The organism is Cupriavidus sp. 96C5-1 (assembly GCF_057798855.1).
Window position 1 is genome coordinate 143932 of the sequence record NZ_JBYOJU010000014.1, and the last position, 17416, is coordinate 161347.

Below are 17416 nucleotides of genomic sequence, written 5' to 3' on the forward strand. Positions count from 1 at the left end.
CCCGCGCATGGGGGCGGGTGGCGATGAAGCGGGGTTTCGCTGCCGCCTGCGCCCGCCCGCGCGGTGCAGGCTACCCGCGCGCATTCCCGGCGCCGGTGCGTATCGTCTGCAGGTGGTGCAGCGTGATCTTGCGCGCCTCGGCGCGGCTCGCCTCGATATGGCTGGACAGCAGCAGCATGGCTTGGTCCACGTGCTGGCGCTGGATCTCGCGCAGGATCGCGGCGTGCTCGTCATAGGTGGCGGCCACGCGCGCGGCGTAGGTGAAATCGAGCCGGCGGATGATGCGGATGCGCTCGCTCACCTGACGGTGCACGGCCGCGATCTCGCGGTTACCGGCCGCGGCCACCAGCGCGGCGTGAAAGGCTTCATCGTGCTGCGCCACCACGCGGCCGTCCTCCAGCCGCTCGCTTTCCGGCACGCACCAGAACTGCGCGAGTTGTGCCGGCGCGCCGCGATCCACGGAGGGCGCGGTGGGCGTGCACAGCATGCGCACGGCGTGGGTCTCGATGAGCATGCGCAAGGCGTAGAGTTCGTCGAAACGCGTAAAGTCCAGCGGCACCACTTCCCAGCCGCTGCGGAAGTACACCTGCACCAGCGCGTCGGATTGCAGCCGCAGCAGCGCCTCGCGCACCGGCGTACGCGATACGCCGAGACGCAAGGCGATCTCGCCTTCGGTAAAGCGGTCGCCGGGCAGCAGCCGGAACTCGAAGATGTCGTCGCGCAATTGTGCATAGACGGCTTCGGCGCGCGAGACCACGCGGGCATCGGCACCACTCATGCCGCCGCTCCCGCCAGCACGGATTCGAACGGGGTACCGCGCCTGGTCATGGCCGGAACACCGAGGCAGGTCCGTCATGCGCATCGGGCCGGTGCGCCAGCATGGGCGCCGCCAACGCAGCCACGCGCAGGAATGGCTCGATCACGCGCGCTTCGGCGTCCGGCAGGTTCAGCCCGTGTAGCTTGAGCGCGCTGCGAGCGTAACGCGCCAGCGTATCGTGGCAAGGCTCGGTCATGGGTTTTTCCTCGTTTCGTCAAGCTCGGGCCGCTGTCGCGATGCAGGCGCTGGCCCGGCGCGTTGCCAGCCGGACAAAGGCATCCATGCGTGCGGCACGTTCTCCCCTGCTTGTATGCGATCTTGTATGCACGCAATGGCTGTGCCACGTACGCCGCGCGGCGGCGCCGTCGGTGCGAGGGGCAGCAAACCGTACCAAGGTGCACCGCTTGAGGGCGTGGTGGCTGGCTTACCGGGGAGAGCCGGTGGGCGTGTTCCCCTTCGCAGTGCGTGCTGCGTCCGTGCCAGTGCGCACCGGTATTTGCTGGCGCGTGGGCGGCTGCGGCGCCGCGGCCGCCAAAGTGGCACGAACCTTGCGCCATGCGCCGTGTCAAGGGAGAACGGGAGGTCTGAATGCCGATCCTGCTTGTCGTGCTGGCATTGCAGGCCCTGATGCCGGGCACCACCTCGTTTGCCGCCATGGTGCGATACGCCGGCGCGGACGTTCCCGATGGCATCGAGGCCGTGTTGCAGCCATGACATCGATTCCCCGGGCGCTGGCCGACGCAGGCACTTCCTGCGGCCGCGGGATCGCACCGCGCTGCCTGCGCCGACCTGTCCATCCCCTGCCATCCAACCGAGAGGACAAGACATGAACCGCAGCGACGTCACCGACCTGATCATCGAAGCCAAGGTTACCAAAGGTATACGCTGGGCCGACGTGGCCGACAAGGTCGGCAGGAGCAAGGAGTGGACTACCGCCGCCTGCCTTGGCCAGATGGCCTTCGACGAGGCCGGCGCGCGCGCCGTGGTGGACATCTTCGGCTTGCCGGCGGAAGCGGAGCCGTGGCTGAGAACGGTGCCATACAAAGGCTCCCTGCCGACCGCGGTGCCGACCGATCCGCTGATCTACCGCTTCTACGAACTGGTCAGCGTGTACGGCAGCACCTTCAAGGCGCTGATCCATGAGGAGTTCGGCGATGGGATCATGAGCGCGATCGATTTCCGCATGGACCTGCGGCGGGAGACAGATCCGAACGGCGACCGCGTGCGCATCGAGATGTCCGGCAAGTTCCTGCCCTACAAGAACTACTGAAACACCGAAACGGCCTGCCTCCGTGTCAGGGCGCCCGGATCGACGTCACGCAGAAACGGGTACGCTCATGCCGACGGGCGCATCGTTTCTTCGCAGAAACGGGTACGCCCCTCTTTTTCGGCCGCCCCGGAGGCACGCAGAAACGGGTACGCAGGCCATTCCCGGACGTGAAAACCTGCGCAGAAACGGGTACGCCGCCCCTTTGGACGGCTCACGCAGAAATGGGTACGCTCTTGCCCAGGGCGCATCCGTGGCCCGCTCGAGCGCCATACAGTTCGGCTGCCGTCATGCCTCCGGGCAGGCGCATGAGCGGCACTGGCGGCGGTTGCAAGGACAGACCGCCGCGCGCGGTTGGCCTGGGCAAGGCGTACGGCTTCCCGCAGGTATTGTCCATGGATGGACATCGGAGAACGCTGGGACAGGGGGCGTTCGGACCGTTCGCCAGCCGCTTGGCAGGCATCGGTTGTGCGCAAATATGAAACCTGCCGCCCGCGTTTATATGAAAAAAATGATATACAATGGCGGCAACCGATTCCGCCATCGCGCCTGCGCGTGCGTCCTAGCCCGGTGAACCGGGGGGGGCGGCCTGCAGTGTAACGACGAGCGATTGCAATACCGACATCGGGATCGGCTTGGAGAAGACGCGGATATGCGCGGGTATGCCGCCACGGTCATTGATCGCATGCTTGTCCAGCGAGGTCACCACGACGATCCTGGTCGAGGCAAACTCCAGTTGCGCGTCGATGGTCCGGCATAGCCGGAAGCCGTCGATGCCGGGCATGATCAGATCCAGGATTACCAGGTCGGGTTTGCTGCTGCCGATGAGCAGCAGGCCATCGTATCCGTTCGTGGCTTCAAGTATTTCGACTTGCGGGGCCAGGGCTTCCAGCGCCATGCGGTAGATCTGCAGCAGGTGCTCATCGTCTTCCACCAACAGCACGCGAAATGCCCTTCCCGCCGACGCCTTTTCCGCTGCCGCACCCGGCGCCGCGGTGGCCGACTGGTTGCGTTGCTCGGCCACCATGCGGTCCACCGCATCGGCCGGGATCCTGCGATGGCCGCCGTCGGTCTTCCACGCGGGCAGCCGGCCGTTCTCGACCCAGAGCTGGACCGTGCGCAAGGAAACGCCAAGCCTCTGCGCTGCGGTCCTGGTGGAATAAAAGCGCAGATCGGTCATATGGCCTCTTCAACTGACGCAACGCGCGCCGGGCAGGGCTGTGGCATTGCGTATCGTATTGTTTTCATTATTCGTCGGAAAGCTGCAGAAGCGCAACTTTATGCCAGAGAAGCACGCAATTATGATGAGGCATCGCTGAAATGTCGAAAGTCATGCTGCGCGATGCACCTGGCCGGCAGTACCGGATGTCCCGGGCGGTGAACCATCGCAAGGGCCCTGGCATAGCCGGATAGATCATACTGTGAAGCTTTGCTGCAAGGAGGCTGCCGCACGGCAGCGGCACCCGGGGGGGCGCGGGCCGCACGCACGCGCGGACTGGTATCGAAGGCTGCGATGCACGGCTGTGATGAACAATATATTCGTTTTCCGGTAGCTTTCCCATGAGGCTGGAAATCTACCGACAGGCTTGGGCAGGCGCGCATCGCGCCGCGAGGCATCCGTTCTGGTCAGGTATTGTCATCGTCGCCGGTATCTGGAGCGCGCTGGCGTGCTGGGCGCTGTGGGATCGCGCGGCCGAGCTGCGGCGCGCGCATGCCAATCTCGCACACGTCGCCGGGATGCTCGGTGAACATGCCGAACGCTTGCTGGCCGAAGCCGACCAGGCGGCGTCGCTGGTGGGGCGTGCGGTGGTCGAGCGCGGCCCGGCGCTGCCGCTGGCGCAATGGGCGCGCAGCGGCTACCTGGCGGTCAAGCCCTTCCTGCGAGTGTCGGTGCTCGACCGCGCCGGCATGCTGCGGGCCTCCACCTGTGCGAGCGATGAGCCGACGGATCTGAGCGACCGCCAGTACTTCCGCGTGCACCAGGGCCGCGGGCGACCGTCCCTGTACGTTGGCATGCCGCTGGTCGGGCGCGTCTCGGGGCGCTGGGTGGTGCCGCTTTCCAAGGGCATCGTGGCAGCGGCCACCGGCCGGTTTCTTGGTGCGGTGGTGGTGTCGCTCGATCCCGGTTACCTGTCCGATGTGTACGCGCGTGCGGGATTGGGAGAATCCGGCACCGTGATGCTCGCGGGCACCGACGACTTCGTGGTGCGCGCGCGCTGGAGCAATGGCAGCCGCCAGCCCGGCCAGATCCTGATGCCCGGCTCCCCGTTGCGCCGCGCGCTCGCCGAGCCGCGCGATGGCATCGTCCCGGACGGCGACGGCCGCTTCTACGCCATCCGGCGCCTGGCAGGGCGCGATCTCGCGGTGGTGGCCGGCGTGAGCGGCGAAGCGGCGCTGGCGGGCTATCGCGACAGGCTGCGGGTGGTGATCGCGATCGCCGGCGTGGCCACGGTGCTGGTGGCGTTCTTCCAGCTTCGGCAGTTCATCGCGCTGCGCGAGCTTGCCGCGCTGGCCGACCGCGAGAGTGTGGTGCGCGACATCCTGTCCGAGAAGAAGCAGCACCTGCGGGGCCTGTTCCTTGCCATGCCCGACGGGGTGGCGGTGTTCGGCCGCGATCGCGTGATCGACGAGACCAACACGGCGTTATGCGAATTGCTCGGCATTACGCTGTCGCAATTGCGCGGCGCCACCCAGCGCGAGTTCGTCCACTGGCTCTACCGTGGCCGCCGGCCGGCGCGGCAGGCGTGCCATGCGGAACAGCTCCTGGCCGAGCTGGACCGAGCCCAGCCGGGCGGCGAATTTGCCGGCATCGTCGAGTTCGACATGGCGATATCGCCTGCCTACGAGGTGCGCATCGTGCACGCCGCGAGCGGTGGCGGCCTGGTGCTGGTGCTGCGGGAAATCACGTCGCAATTGCGCCACGACCGCATGAAATCGCATTTCGTCTCGGCGGCGGCGCACGAGCTGAAGGCACCGGTGGCGGGCATCGCCGGCTATGCGGAGCTGCTGAGCGCGGATGTGGTGCCACAGGAGCGCCGCAGCGGCATCTACCATGCGATCCATAGCCGCGCCAGCCAGCTCAATGCGCTGCTGTCGGACCTGCTCGACCTGGCACGCATCGAAGCGCGCAGCAACGGCATGCAGGAGCGCGAACGCGTGAACGTGGCCGCGCTGGTGCGCGAGACCGTGGCCACCGAGTTTGCCGGCCAGGGCCGGGTCCGTGTGGTCGACGCGGGCCAGCCGCTGTACGTACTGGCGGACCGCTCCCAATTGGCGCAAGCCCTGCGCAACCTGGTCGAGAATGCACTGAAGTACTCCGATGGCCAGGAGGCCGTGACCGTTACCGTCGAGCCGCCGGCCCAAGGGCAGGACAAGGTGTCGGTCCGGGTCGAGGATCGGGGGATCGGCATGACGAAGGAAGAGGCGGGGATGGCGTTCGACAATTTCTACCGGGCCAACCGCCATGGCAATTCCAAGGGGAACGGCCTGGGCCTGTCGATCGTGAGGGAAATCGTGGCGGGGCACCAGGGACAGATCACGCTGGCCAGCGAGCTCGGCAAGGGCACGGTCGTGACACTTAGCCTGCCGGCGGTAGCGTGAAGGACAGTCTGTGGGGCCAGCCGGGAGCGCGCCGTGCCGCCGTGCTGGCGGCGCTCTTTGCCGGCGGCCTGATGCTGTGGCTGATTGCGTTGCTGGCCGCGCACGATGCCCGCGCTCGCGTGGAGCGGATGTCGCTGGCCGTGCGGGACAATCTCGAACTGGCGCTTGCCGACACGCTGGGCATTGCGTACCAGGATCGCGCGCTGGTGGGCGCGCCCTGCCGCAGCGTGGCGCGCCAGCTGCAGGAGCAGGGGGCCTACACCGCCTACGTCCGCGATGTGGTGCTGGTGGCGCGCGGCATGCGCTATTGCTCCGCGGTGCAGGGCGATATCGTCTTGCCGCTGGGCGAGCTGATGCACTGGCAGCCGGGCCTGCAATACCGGCTTGCCAAGCCCCATCACGGCGGCGCCACGGCGCTGGCGGTGTTCTTAGGCACCAGTCCCGGCAACGGTGTGATGGTGTGGGTGGAGGGGCGCTACCTGGTCGACATGGTGCAGTCGGCCGGAAAGCTGGGGCTTCCGGATATCGAGATCGACGTGGGCGGCACTCGCTTCATGCCGAACGCACTGGACGCCGCCGGCGATGGGGCCGGTGCAGGTGTGATCGCGGGCGGGCAGCGCGGCATCGTCGATATCCGCCAGCTGGCCGGACACCCGATCACGGTGATCGCCAGCGCGCCGCGCACGCTGGCGCTGCAGGAGAGCCTGAAATACCTGGCCTTGCCGCCGCTCGTGGCCGGGCTGGCCGCGCTGGCGATGTTCGCCCTGCATTCGCGGCGCGCCGCGCGCCGCTCGTTTGCCGCCGAGTTGCAGCGCGGTCTGCGCAACGGGGAGTTCGTGCCCTACTACCAGCCGCTGGTCGATCTCGAGAGCGGACTGTGCGCGGGGGTGGAGGTGCTGGCGCGCTGGGAGCATCCGCAGCGCGGCTTGCTCGGGCCGGAGCAATTCATTCCGGCCATGGAGCAGCAGCACCTGGCGGTAGCGCTGACGCAGCACCTGATTCCCCGCGTCCTGCGCGACCTCGGCCCGCTGGCCTTGCCGCCCGCTTTCCATCTCGCCTTCAATATCACCAATGCGCATTTCGACGACGCCGGCTTCTGGGCCGGCGACTCGCCTCTGTTCGCGCTGTTGCAGGCCAACGTGACGCCGGTGCTGGAAATCACCGAGCGCGATGCGGTATCGCTGGTGGAGCCACAGCGCAGCGCCATCCAGCGTGCCAAGGCGCGCGGCATCAAGCTGGCGGTGGACGACTTTGGCACCGGCTACTGCGGGCTGGCCTACTTCAAGCAGTTCGAGGTCGACTTCCTCAAGCTGGACCGGATCTTCGTGCAGGCGGATCCGGCAGACAATGTCAGCAGCCGGATCGTCGATGCCACCATCAACTTCGCCCATGCGCTGGATCTCGCTGTCGTGGCCGAGGGGATCGAGTGCGAGGGGCAGCGCGCGCTGCTGGCGGCCAAGGGCGTGCGCCTCGGACAGGGCTATCACTTCGCGCCTCCGATGACGCTCGCCGCGCTGCGCGGCTGGTTGCCCGCGCGCCTGGCGATGCGTTCATGGTAGCGGAGCGGGTGTGAACGTGCCGGTTATTGCGGACCGTATTGGCACGAAAATATGAAACCTATGCCATATTCACAAATGATAAAAATGATATAGAATCCGCGAATAGCCTTGCTTCCCCGTCGGGCTATACGACTCCCTGCCGGAATCCCCTTGCCGGCCAGCGCCTCGCGGTTCTACGCGAGGCGCTCTTTTCCTCCGGCTTTTTCCCCGCGTTCGCTTGTTCGCTACTCCACGGTTTCGTTCGTCCTGCAGGACTTGCAGCCAACGCCGGACAGCCGACAGCGCAAGCCGCCGAAGGGCGTATCGAGGAAGCCAGGGGCAAGGCGCGGGCTGCCTGCGGCGGCTGGCCTTGCGATCCGGTCCCGGCGCGCTTTGGCTGTCAGCTGAAGCACTCGTTGTAGTAGCGCGCGCAGGTGCCGGTAGGGCGGAAGGTATAGGGAAGTTCGGACAGGGCAGCGGCATCGAGGGAGCCAAAGGGGATATCGAGTCCCGGGCTGTTGACGTCCGCTCCGGCCTGGCCTGCGTGGTGGGTGTCCTGCGTGGTTCCGTGATGCGTGCTCATTGGCTTTCTCGCTGATGCGGTCGGTCGCGTCCCGGGCAAGCCTTGTTGGGGCTTTGTCGGTGGGGCATGGTTGGGGCCCGGTGGGGGACGCTGGTGAAATGGCGATCGGTGGCTGCCATCGGTGAGCGCCATCTTAGCCAAAAGCCCGCCGGAGAAAAGCCTGCCCCGGCAAAACACAGTGTTGCGGAATCGCATTCAATGGTGCCGCCACGGCACCGTGGCGGCGCCAGCGTCACGCACGTTGCACGGCGCGGCGGTGCCGGCGCCGGGGCTCATGTCCCTGGGCGTTCCGTATCCCTTGGCGAGCGACCGCGGAGGCGCTCGCGCGCCTGCCGGGCCCCCTCGATTCGCCAGCCGGATGCGTCTATATTTGGCTTGGGTGCGCCGATGCCGCGCCGCCTGGATGCCTTCAACCGCTCATCCCGTTCACGGCACGTCGCGACCGGGGCCCATCGACCCCCTCCCTGCAGGAGACAGCCATGTCTCGCGCCACGTCATTGCCGCCGTGCTTTGCCGATCGCCGCGAAGCCGGTCTCTATCTTGGCCGGCACCTGGCCGGACTCGGTTTTGGCGCAGCTGCCGCCGGCGAGCCCCCGCTGGTGCTGGCGCTGCCGCGCGGCGGCGTACCGGTGGCGTTCGAGGTGGCCCGCATTCTCGAGGGGCGGCTCGATATCCTGCTGGTACGCAAGATCGGCGCGCCCGGCTATCCGGAGCTGGCGCTCGGTGCCGTGGTGGAGGGAACTGCCGCGGGCGTCCCCCCGCATACGGTGGCCAACGACGATGCCTGGACGCGCCGCGCGCTCGACAGCGGCGCCTTCGATGCGGAACGCGGGCGCCAGCTCGACGAGATCTCGCGCCGGCAGCAGCGCTACCGCGCCGGCACGCCGGCACCGGCCATGGCGGGGCGTACCGTGATCGTGGTGGACGATGGCGTGGCGACCGGCGCCACCATGCGCGCCGCACTCGAGGGCGTACGCCGCGCGGGCGCGAAGCAGGTCGTGGCGGCTGTGCCGGTTGCTTCGCAAGAGGGCCTGTCCAGTCTGCGGGCGGCCGCGGACCAGGTGGTCTGCCTGAACGTGCCGGCCAGCTTTGGCGCGGTGGGCACGTTCTACCTGGATTTTCGCCAGACTACCGAGGAAGAGGTCATGGCCTTGCTGCGCCAGTGCGGTTGCGGGCGCCCGGCGTGATCCGGGCGTGCGGCGCACCGGCGGCTCAGCGCCGCGCGGACAGCCGGGCCTTCAGGTGCGGCACCAGCCCGCCGGCCCGCAGCAGGGCGCACAGGAATTCCGGGATGGGCTCGCATGCCACGTGACTGCCGTCGGGCAGCAGCAACGCGGCGCGCTCGAGCGCCAGCCGCGCGCAGCCGCCGTCCAGCAGGCGCGAGGTATCCCGGCAGATCAGCACCGGCAGGCCGAGGTTGATGGCATTGCGATAGAACAGGCCTGCGAAGGAGGACGCGATTACCGCCGCCACGCCTAGCTGGCGCAGCGCCTGCGGCGCTTGTTCGCGCGACGAGCCGGTGCCGAAGTTGCGCCCCGCCACCAGCAGGTCGCCGGCGCGCACCATGGCAGGAAACTCGGGACGCAGTCCGGCCAGGCAGTGCCGGGCAATTTCGGCGACGCCGCCTTTCATATGGGTGCCGGGTGCCATCTGGTCGGTATCGACGTTGTCGCCAAAGCGCCAGATGCGGCCACCGGGAAGGGGCTGGGCAGCAATCGGACTCATGGCAGCAGGCCACGCGGATCGGTGATGCTGCCGGTGACAGCGGATGCGGCCACGGTCAGCGGCGAAGCCAGCCAGACGGCGCTGCCATCCTCGCCCATGCGGCCGGCAAAATTGCGGGCGGTGGAGGCGATGGCGTGGCTGCCCGCCGGGAAGCGCGAGGGGCCGTAGCCCGCGCAGGCATTGCAGGCATTGGGCAGCAACTGCGCGCCGGCCTCCAGCAGGACGGCCAGCGTCCCTTCGCGTTCGGCCTGGCGCTGGTCGCGCAGCGAGGCAGGTGCCACCTGCAGGCTCACGCCTGGCGCCACCCGCCTGCCGCGCAGCACGCTGGCGGCCATGCGCAGGTCTTCCAGCTTGGCGCCCGTGCAGGCGCCCAGGTAGGCGATCTCCACGCGCTGGCCGGCGGCATGGTCCACCGGGCCGGTGTTGGCCGGCGAATGCGGCGCGGCCACCTGCGGTGCCAGCGCCGCCGCGTCGAAGCGATGGCTGGCCAGCACGGCCGCGCCGGACTCGGTACGCCAGTGTGCGAGCGGGATGGCCTCGAGCGTGGCGGCGGGTACGCCGGCTTCGGCAAGCCAGGCCAGCGTGGTGGCATCGGGGGCGATCAGGCCGGTCTGCGCGCCCAGCTCCGCGCTCATATTGGCCAGCGTCATGCGCTCCTGCATGGGCAGGGCCGCCACGGCCGTTCCGGTGTATTCGACCGCTTCGTAGCGGCCGCCGTCGAGACCCAGCCGCCCGCAAAGAAACAGCATGATGTCCTTGGCGCAGACGCCGGCCGCAAGCCGGCCGTCCCACTGCAGGCGGATGGTGTGCGGCACCCGCAGCCAGATCTCGCCGGTGGCCAGCACGCCTGCCATCTCGGTGGCGCCGATGCCGAACATATAAGCGCCGAAGGCGCCGCCGGTGGGGCTGTGGCTGTCGCCGCCGACGATAAAGCGCCCCGGCAGCACATGGCCGTGCTCGGGCAGTACCACGTGGCAGATGCCTTCGCCATCGATGAAATGGGGCAGGCGCGCCTCGCGCACCCAGTCGCGGGTGAACTGCACGATGGCCTGGGCCTCGGGATCGGCCGCGGGCAGGTAGTGATCGGTGACCACCACATAGCGTTCGGGATCCCACACCTTGGCGCCCAGTTCGCGCAGCAGCGGCGCCACGCGGCGCGGTCCGCTGGAATCGTGCGACATGGCCAGGTCGACCCGGCATGTCACCACCGTGCCGGGCTTGACCGCATCGAGCCCCGCGGCGCGGGCGACCAGCTTTTGCGCGAGGGTGGCGGGAGTGTGGGCAGGCCCGGCAAGCGGCTTCATTCGGGACTGGCTCCCGAGTACTTGACGACCCTGGCCCAGCGCTTTACGTCGTTGCGCACAAAGGCGGCGAAGGCTTCCGGCGAATTGCCGACCGGCTGGGCCCCGTCCGTCTCCAGGCGCTTGCGCACCGCCGGCGTGTCAAGACCGGCGCGCGCAGCCTGGTAGAGCGCCTGCGCGGTCTCCGGCGGTAACCCGGCCGGACCGAACAGCCCGAACCATGCGCTGGACTCGAAGCCCTTGACGGTAGCGCCGATCGGCGCGACGCCGGGGAACTGTGGCAGCGGTGCCGCGCTGGCGACGCCCAGCACCTTGAGCTTGCCGGCCTTGACGTGCGGCAGGACGTTGATGGTGCTGGCGAACATCAGCTCGACGTGGCCCGAGAGCAGGTCGGTGATGGCCGGCGCGGTGCCCTTGTAGGGAATGTTGACGATGTAGGTGCCGGTCATCATCTTGAACATGTCGCCGGCGAGATGCACTGACGAACCCACCGAGCCGACCGCGAAATTCAGCTTGCCGGGCTTGCTCCTGGCCAACTGGATCAGTTCCGGGATGTTGTTGGCCGGCAGGCCAGGGTTGGCCACCAGCACGCTCGGGACGGTGGCCACCAGCGTGATCGGGGTGAAATCCTGGATCGGGTCGAAAGGCAGCTTCTTGTACAGCGTGGCGTTGATGGTGTGGCTGGTGAAACTCATCAGCAGCGTGGTGCCGTCCGGCGCGCTCTTGGCGACGAGGTCGGCCGCAATATTGCCGCCGGCGCCCGGGCGGTTCTCCACTACCACGGTCTGGTCGAGCAGGCGTGCCATTTCCTGGCCGATGGTGCGTGCCAGCGTATCCGTGGTGCCGCCGGCCGGCGCGCCCACCACGATGCGGATGGGTTTGCCGCCAGCGATCTGGGCCAGCGCCATGGGCGACTGGCCTAGCAGCGCAAGGCCGGCGGCGGCGCCGAGCAGGCCCCGCAGGGCACGGCGGCGCGCGGGCCGGGCGAAAGGTCCGGCGCTGGGCCGGACCGTGCTTTGTACAGGCATCGCGGTTTCCTTTCGGGAAAAATCGAGAGCGTGCAGTATGGCGCGCTTTCGCCCGCTTTTGCTAGTCTCGCAGCCCGGTCCGTGCTTCGCTTTCCACCCAGACATTGGCGCTGTCGCCACCCGCCGGGGATAGCTCCATCCGGTACTCGTAGCGGTCGGGCCGGTACTGCCCCAGCAGGAACTGCACGGGACGCCCGGCCTTGTCCAGCACCACGCGGCGCACCGCCAGCAGCGCCCCGCCCACCGGTACGTCGAGCAAAGGCGCCACCACCACGTCGGCCAGCCGTGCCGACAGCGTCTGGCTGGCGCGCCCCAGCTGCACGCCCGCGTTCTGGAGCAGGCGCAGCATTGGCGTGGTCTCGAGATCCTTGCGGCTCAGTCCGCGGCCGAGGTCGGCCGGCAGGTAGGCGGTGATATGCGACAGCGGGCGGCTGCCGTAATGGCGTACCCGCACCACCTTGACCACCGGGTCGCCCGGTTGCAGCCCAAGCGCTTCGGCCACTTCCGGCGTGGCGTGGACGTCGTCGATCGAGATCACCTTGACCGAGGTTTTCTGCCCCATGTCGATGATGTTGTCGAGCAGGCTGCCAGGCCGGTCGCCTACCGAAACCGGTTTTACCGGGTGTGGATTGACAAAGGTGCCCAGGCCGCGGTGACGGCGCACCAGCCCTTCCTGGACCAGGCGATCGAAGACGCGCCGCATGGTGACGCGCGACGCGTGGAATTGCTTTGCGAGGTCGATTTCGCCTGGCAGCGGGCCCTGGCCGAACCGGCCCTCCACGATCTGTTGGCGTAGTACCACGTAAATCTGGTGATACAGGGGAACGACGGCTTCACTCATGGTTTCCCTTGCGTTTGGGTAACAAGTCTTGAATAGCTTTAATGTACTTTAAATCAGACATAGAGCCTAGTCATGTCGTTCTTTGTGGCTCACTCGGCCGCCGCGCCAGCCTTGGCCGTTGCATTCCCGCGTCGCATATGCAGCGGGCAGCGCAATCGTCCTGCCAAATGTTCGCCTCCTCCATGCATGCGCGACGCGTTCCCCGTATGGCACGCGGCATCCCGTCCCGACAGGCGAGGCCGCGGCGAGCGGCGGCCAGAGCACCAGCCGGCAGCCGTGTTTCACGCGCGATACAGCGCTTGCCGGCCGCGTTTTCCTCGGGAACCGCGCTAAGAGCCTGATAGCAGGGGGAGTTTTGTCGGCTCCGGAGAACTGCCCGCCATATACCGTGCCCCGCCCTGTCACAGCGGTGTGACATGTCGTCTGCGGTTCACTGCGCTGACGTCCGCGCGTGTCGTCCACAAGCTGGATAAAGGCTGAAGTCGTGGCCTTGCAGCCCTTGCATTTCAAGGGATTCCGGGATTGGAGCACTTGCCTGGCACCGATTATGCGGAAAGAGAGGCTGGTCTGGCTGTGTGCCTGACCTGGGTCTCCTGCCGTCGTTCTCCCCGAGCGCCGGCAAGAGGCTGAGCCGCTGTGAAATCCTCCTGGGAGCTTTGTATGAAAAAGACCTTACTTGCGTCGGCGATTGCTTTAGCCCTTGGGGCGGGCAGTCAGGTCTGGGCCAATCCGACCAACACCAACGATCCGACCAAGTCGGATAACACCAATACCCAGACGGCCACCGCAACCTCGACCCAATCGGGCAGTGGTGCAGCGGCGAACGAGAATTCCACGGCATGGCAGCAGACCAACACCAACTCTAGCACCCACAGCAAGACCAGCACGAGCACCAAGGTCACCACCACCACCAAGACCAATACCGACAACAAGGGCAAGGTCACTTTCGACGCAGGCTATGGCAACGCCGGCGCGAACAACGGCAGCACGGCCACCGCCAACTTCACCAACTCCTTCAATAGCAGCAAGGCCATCGCGGTCAGCAAGCTCTCCGGGACGGTGAGCGGCAATACGATCGGCAATATTGGCAATGTCGCCACCAACTGGGGCAATGCCAATGGCGGCTCCGGCGGCAAGGGCGGCACCGGTAACGGCGGCACTGGCGAAGGCGGCTACGGCGGCAATGGCGCCAGCAGCGGCAACGGCGGCAGCGGCGGTGCTGGCGGCTCGGCTACCAACGGCAGCGCTAAGGCGGGCTTCGCCAAGAACGGCAGCGCCACGGCCGGCGATGGCGGCAATGGCGGCAAGGCCATTGGCTGGGGCGGCGACGGCGGCAACGCCAAGGCCTCGGGCGGCGACTCGCTCAGCGCCAGCGTTGGCGTGGGCGGCAAGGGCGGCTCTGCCAAGAGCAGCGGCGGCGATGCGCTCGGTGCGGCGCTCACCGGCAAGGGCGGCAGTGGCGGCAAGGGCTCGGCTGATGGCGGCGACGCGCTTGCAGCCAGCCTCGGCGTCGGCGGCAGCAGCCTTGCCAAGCACAATGCCGGCAACGGCGGCAACGGCGGTGGCGGTTCGGTCACCGGGACCGGCGGCGCTGCAGGTGCTGCGGGTGGTGCCGGCGGCAGCAGTGGCTCTGGCGCGGCCACGGCGAGCGGCGGCGGCTCCAGCGGCACGGGTGGCGCAGGCGGTGCAGGTACCGGCGGCGCGGCCACGTCCACGGCCGGCGCTGCAGGTGCTGTGGGCGGTGCCGGCGGTGCCCAGGCTAGCGTGGGCGGCGCAGGCGGCGCAGGTGGCAGCGCCAGCAATGGCGGCGCCTCCAGCATGGCCAGCAATGGCAGCGCAACGGCCGGCAACGGCGCGGTTGGCGCGACTTCCGGCGCCGGTGGCGCTGGCGGCGTAGGCATGGGCGGCACCGGTGGTACCGGCAATGGCGCAGTGGGTGGAGCCGGCGGCGCCGGCGGCGTCAACAGTGTCAGTGCAGGCACCTTCGATATGCACAACGCCATGGCCAGCGTCGGCCAGTCGGCGGCGGGCATCATGATCGCCAACCAGAACAGCGGCTTCTCTTCGCTGGTGCAACAAAGCGTCAACGTCCAGGCCAACCTGGCGGTCGGCAAGTAAGGCGCGTGCGCGGCGGCGGTGTGCGTCGCGGGTGGATGGCCCGCATGCACCTGCCGCCGGCACGGCTTGACGCCGGCAACTTCGGGCATCCCGGTGCGGCTTGCGCTTCCGGGATGCCATTCGGCGAATGCGTCCACTCGTCTTCGGTGTGATCGTCAGGATGGGGACGGCACGCAAGAGGCTGAAGGAGACAACACCATGCGATCGGTCCGCACCGCTGTAGCGGCATTGTCGACAATAGTTCTAGCCTGGCCGGGCCTGCAGGCCCTTGCCGAGCCCCCGCCCTCCGGGCCATCTGCCGCAGTGTCTGCGGCCAACACCGGAACCGCCATGAACACCAGCGCGGCGGCGCCGGACCAGGCTCCCGCTGGTGCTGCCCGGCGCGGTGTCCTTGCCGGTCTCGGCACGCCCGTTGCCAGCGACAAACTGGACGTGATACGCGGCGGCTCCGAACTGGTGGTCAACGACATGCGCCTTGCCGGCACGGTGGCGGACAACTCCGCGATCAATATGCGCACGGGCTCCAACATCGTTTCCGACGGCTCTTTTGCCAGCGCGGCTGGTTTGCCCACCGTCATCCAGAACACGGGCTCCAACGTGCTGATCCAGAACGCCACCATCATCAACGTCCAGTTCAAACCATGATGCTGCGCAAGCTGCTTCTGCAGGCCACGCTGCTGCTGGCTTCGGCCGGCATGCCCGTGGCGTGGGCCGACTACGTCGTCGTGCCCGGCGATGGCGGCAACTATTACAACGTGCGGGTGACCAGCCTCAAGGAGGCACGGTACAAAACCACCATCCGCCAGCAGTATGACTTCAGTTGCGGCTCGGCCGCGGTGGCCACGCTGCTGACCTATCAGTACGGCTATCCGGTCGATGAGCAGATCGTATTCAAGAACATGTATGTCAATGGCGACCAGGCCAAGATCCGGCAGGAAGGTTTTTCCTTGCTCGACATGAAGCGCTTCCTGGAGTCGCGCGGCTTCCTCGCCGACGGCTACGAATTGCCCTTGTCCAAGCTGGAGGAAACCCAGATTCCCGCCATCGTGCTGGTGGTCGAGAACGGCTATCACCATTTTGTCGTGGTCAAGGGGGTGCATGCGAACCGGGTGCTGATCGGCGATCCGGCCCTGGGCACGCGTGCGATTTCGCGCGAACACTTCGAAGCCATCTGGGACAGCCACCTGCTCTTTGTCATCCACAACCGCGAGGAATCCGCTCGCTTCAATCTCGCCGCCGACTGGCGCGTCGCGCCTTCCGGCCCTTATTCGATGGGTATCAACCGGGATAGTCTGTTCTTCACTGTCGTGCCATCGCACGGCGGTAGCGACTTCTAAGGAACGCACCATGTTCCAGACATCCTCAAAATCCGCGCAACGCCACCACGGTCGCGCCGGATCGGCCACGGCCGTGGTGTTGCTGGGCGCGGGCCTTGCCTGCGCCGGACACGCGCGGGCAGACGAAGGCACGGGGTTCGAGGCGCTCGGCACGCACGCTGCGGCCGATGCCTCCAGCTTCGCAATGCCGCCCGCAAGGCAGGCGGCACTCGACAATCCCTACCTGGCTGCGGCGCTCGGCAGCATGGCCGGCTGGACACCGGCATCGCAACAAGGGGAAGAGGCGCCCCGGGCAAAGACAGGTGCCGCCAGCGCGGCAGCGCTCGCCGACGCCGATGACGCTGATGTCGCTGACGTCGCGGTACCTGACAAACGCAGCCAGCTCGCGGCGCAGGGCACGGCGGCGCCATGGACGCCAGTGGAACCGGAGCGGCTGGCCGCGTTGCGCGGCGGGTTTGCCGCGGCTGGCCGCCAGGAGCCTGACGTCATCGATGCGTCCGCGCAGGCAGGTCCGTCCGCAGCCCGGGCGGCCTCCGGCGAGTCGCGCATGCCTGCCGCGCGCAGCCGCATGGCGAGCTGGAAGCCGGTCGCCGAGGCGCGCCTGGAAGACCTGCGCGGCGGTTTCGACGTCGCCGGCCTGCAAGTTTCGTTCGGTATCGAACGCGCCGTGTTCATCAACGGTGCGCTGGTGGTGTCAACCAGCCTTAGTATTCCTGACGTGAGCCGCATCACCGCCGATCAGGCCACCCGGCTGGCTGCGGCGCTGGGTGTTGCCGCCACCGCCGGGGCGGCGGCGGGCACGGCCGTGAGCAATGCGCTGGCCGCCAATCCGGTGACCGGGAGCAACGGCGGCGGAAGCAGCGGTAGCAGTAGCAGTAGTTCGGGGGCCAGCGCCAGTGTGGCCGGCGGCCCGGGTGCGCCGATGATCAGCCTGCCTGCCGCGGCAATCGCGGCGGGTGCTGCCGCGGTGACGACCAATGGCGTACTTAACCTGATACAGAACGGGCCGGGCAATACCGCTGCGGCCGGCATGCTGGCCGCCACACCGGCCACGATTATCCAGAACACGCTGAACAATCAGTCGATCCAGAGCCTGGTGACCATCAACGCGGGGGTCAATACCCTGCAGGCATTCCGCGCCCAGGTGGCCAACTCGACATTGAACAACGCATTGCTGCATGCCGCCAGTCAGCACTGAGAGCAAGCGGCAGGCAGCACGCGCAAAGAGAGGGGCTGTATGCGTTTGGCAGGTTGCGGACTC

General features: G+C 67.7%; 17 protein-coding genes. 9 read left to right on the forward strand and 8 right to left on the reverse strand.

Annotated elements, in window-relative coordinates; all coding sequences use genetic code 11:
• Positions 1-70 precede the first annotated feature (70 nt).
• Positions 71-778 carry a GntR family transcriptional regulator gene (locus AC3FOF_RS17645; RefSeq protein WP_488727289.1) on the reverse strand — a complete coding sequence of 236 codons (708 nt, stop codon included), beginning with the start codon at positions 776-778 and terminating at the stop codon, positions 71-73.
• Positions 779-824: 46 nt separating this feature from the next.
• A complete protein-coding gene (locus tag AC3FOF_RS17650) occupies positions 825-1013 on the reverse strand; it encodes a hypothetical protein (protein ID WP_017229926.1) in 189 nt (62 codons plus the stop codon).
• Positions 1014-1405: 392 nt separating this feature from the next.
• On the opposite strand from AC3FOF_RS17650, the gene AC3FOF_RS17655 reads away from it, so the two are divergent.
• Positions 1406-1531, forward strand: coding sequence for a hypothetical protein (locus AC3FOF_RS17655; protein WP_276267056.1), 126 nt, complete (start codon positions 1406-1408; stop codon positions 1529-1531).
• 112 nt (positions 1532-1643) lie between these two features.
• The gene (cynS, locus tag AC3FOF_RS17660) at positions 1644-2087 is read left to right on the forward strand and encodes a cyanase (RefSeq protein WP_017229924.1); all 444 of its coding nucleotides are present in this window, start codon (positions 1644-1646) and stop codon (positions 2085-2087) included.
• A 559-nt stretch (positions 2088-2646) separates the two neighbouring features.
• Here cynS and AC3FOF_RS17665 read toward each other — a convergent pair.
• Entirely contained in the window at positions 2647-3264 is a 618-nt protein-coding gene (locus AC3FOF_RS17665; RefSeq protein ID WP_276267057.1) for a response regulator, read from the reverse strand.
• A gap of 380 nt (positions 3265-3644) precedes the next feature.
• Between AC3FOF_RS17665 and AC3FOF_RS17670 the strand changes: the two genes are divergently transcribed.
• The gene (locus AC3FOF_RS17670; RefSeq protein ID WP_488727290.1) at positions 3645-5684 is read left to right on the forward strand and encodes an ATP-binding protein; all 2040 of its coding nucleotides are present in this window, start codon (positions 3645-3647) and stop codon (positions 5682-5684) included.
• Positions 5681-7243, forward strand: coding sequence for an EAL domain-containing protein (locus AC3FOF_RS17675; RefSeq protein WP_488727291.1), 1563 nt, complete (start codon positions 5681-5683; stop codon positions 7241-7243). Before AC3FOF_RS17670 ends, AC3FOF_RS17675 begins: the two co-directional genes overlap by 4 nt.
• A 379-nt stretch (positions 7244-7622) precedes the next feature.
• Here AC3FOF_RS17675 and AC3FOF_RS17680 read toward each other — a convergent pair whose 3' ends face one another.
• Positions 7623-7805 carry a hypothetical protein gene (locus AC3FOF_RS17680; protein ID WP_017229920.1) on the reverse strand — a complete coding sequence of 61 codons (183 nt, stop codon included), beginning with the start codon at positions 7803-7805 and terminating at the stop codon, positions 7623-7625.
• A 479-nt stretch (positions 7806-8284) separates the two neighbouring features.
• Between AC3FOF_RS17680 and AC3FOF_RS17685 the strand changes: the two genes are divergently transcribed.
• Positions 8285-8992, forward strand: a complete 708-nt coding sequence (locus AC3FOF_RS17685; protein WP_488727292.1) for a phosphoribosyltransferase — start codon at positions 8285-8287, stop codon at positions 8990-8992.
• A gap of 25 nt (positions 8993-9017) precedes the next feature.
• Here AC3FOF_RS17685 and AC3FOF_RS17690 read toward each other — a convergent pair whose 3' ends face one another.
• The 4 genes from AC3FOF_RS17690 to AC3FOF_RS17705 form a co-directional block, all read right to left on the reverse strand.
• Positions 9018-9530 carry a LeuD/DmdB family oxidoreductase small subunit gene (locus AC3FOF_RS17690; protein WP_488727293.1) on the reverse strand — a complete coding sequence of 171 codons (513 nt, stop codon included), beginning with the start codon at positions 9528-9530 and terminating at the stop codon, positions 9018-9020.
• Entirely contained in the window at positions 9527-10834 is a 1308-nt protein-coding gene (locus tag AC3FOF_RS17695; RefSeq protein WP_488727294.1) for a 3-isopropylmalate dehydratase large subunit, read from the reverse strand. Before AC3FOF_RS17695 ends, AC3FOF_RS17690 begins: the two co-directional genes overlap by 4 nt.
• Positions 10831-11859: a tripartite tricarboxylate transporter substrate binding protein gene (locus tag AC3FOF_RS17700; RefSeq protein WP_276265552.1), complete on the reverse strand. Its 1029-nt coding sequence runs from the start codon at positions 11857-11859 to the stop codon at positions 10831-10833. Before AC3FOF_RS17700 ends, AC3FOF_RS17695 begins: the two co-directional genes overlap by 4 nt.
• A gap of 61 nt (positions 11860-11920) precedes the next feature.
• Entirely contained in the window at positions 11921-12700 is a 780-nt protein-coding gene (locus AC3FOF_RS17705; RefSeq protein ID WP_017224892.1) for a GntR family transcriptional regulator, read from the reverse strand.
• Positions 12701-13360: 660 nt separating this feature from the next.
• Here AC3FOF_RS17705 and AC3FOF_RS17710 point away from each other — a divergent pair.
• The 4 genes from AC3FOF_RS17710 to AC3FOF_RS17725 all read left to right on the forward strand — a co-directional run bounded on the left by AC3FOF_RS17710 (position 13361) and on the right by AC3FOF_RS17725 (position 17353).
• Entirely contained in the window at positions 13361-14818 is a 1458-nt protein-coding gene (locus AC3FOF_RS17710; protein WP_276265551.1) for a hypothetical protein, read from the forward strand.
• Positions 14819-15016: 198 nt separating this feature from the next.
• Positions 15017-15463 carry a hypothetical protein gene (locus AC3FOF_RS17715; protein ID WP_035810053.1) on the forward strand — a complete coding sequence of 149 codons (447 nt, stop codon included), beginning with the start codon at positions 15017-15019 and terminating at the stop codon, positions 15461-15463.
• The gene (locus tag AC3FOF_RS17720; protein WP_035810055.1) at positions 15460-16155 is read left to right on the forward strand and encodes a C39 family peptidase; all 696 of its coding nucleotides are present in this window, start codon (positions 15460-15462) and stop codon (positions 16153-16155) included. Before AC3FOF_RS17715 ends, AC3FOF_RS17720 begins: the two co-directional genes overlap by 4 nt.
• Before the next feature lie 10 nt (positions 16156-16165).
• On the forward strand, positions 16166-17353 hold the full coding sequence (locus tag AC3FOF_RS17725; RefSeq protein ID WP_488727295.1) for a hypothetical protein: 1188 nt from the start codon (positions 16166-16168) through the stop codon (positions 17351-17353).
• Positions 17354-17416 lie beyond the last annotated feature (63 nt).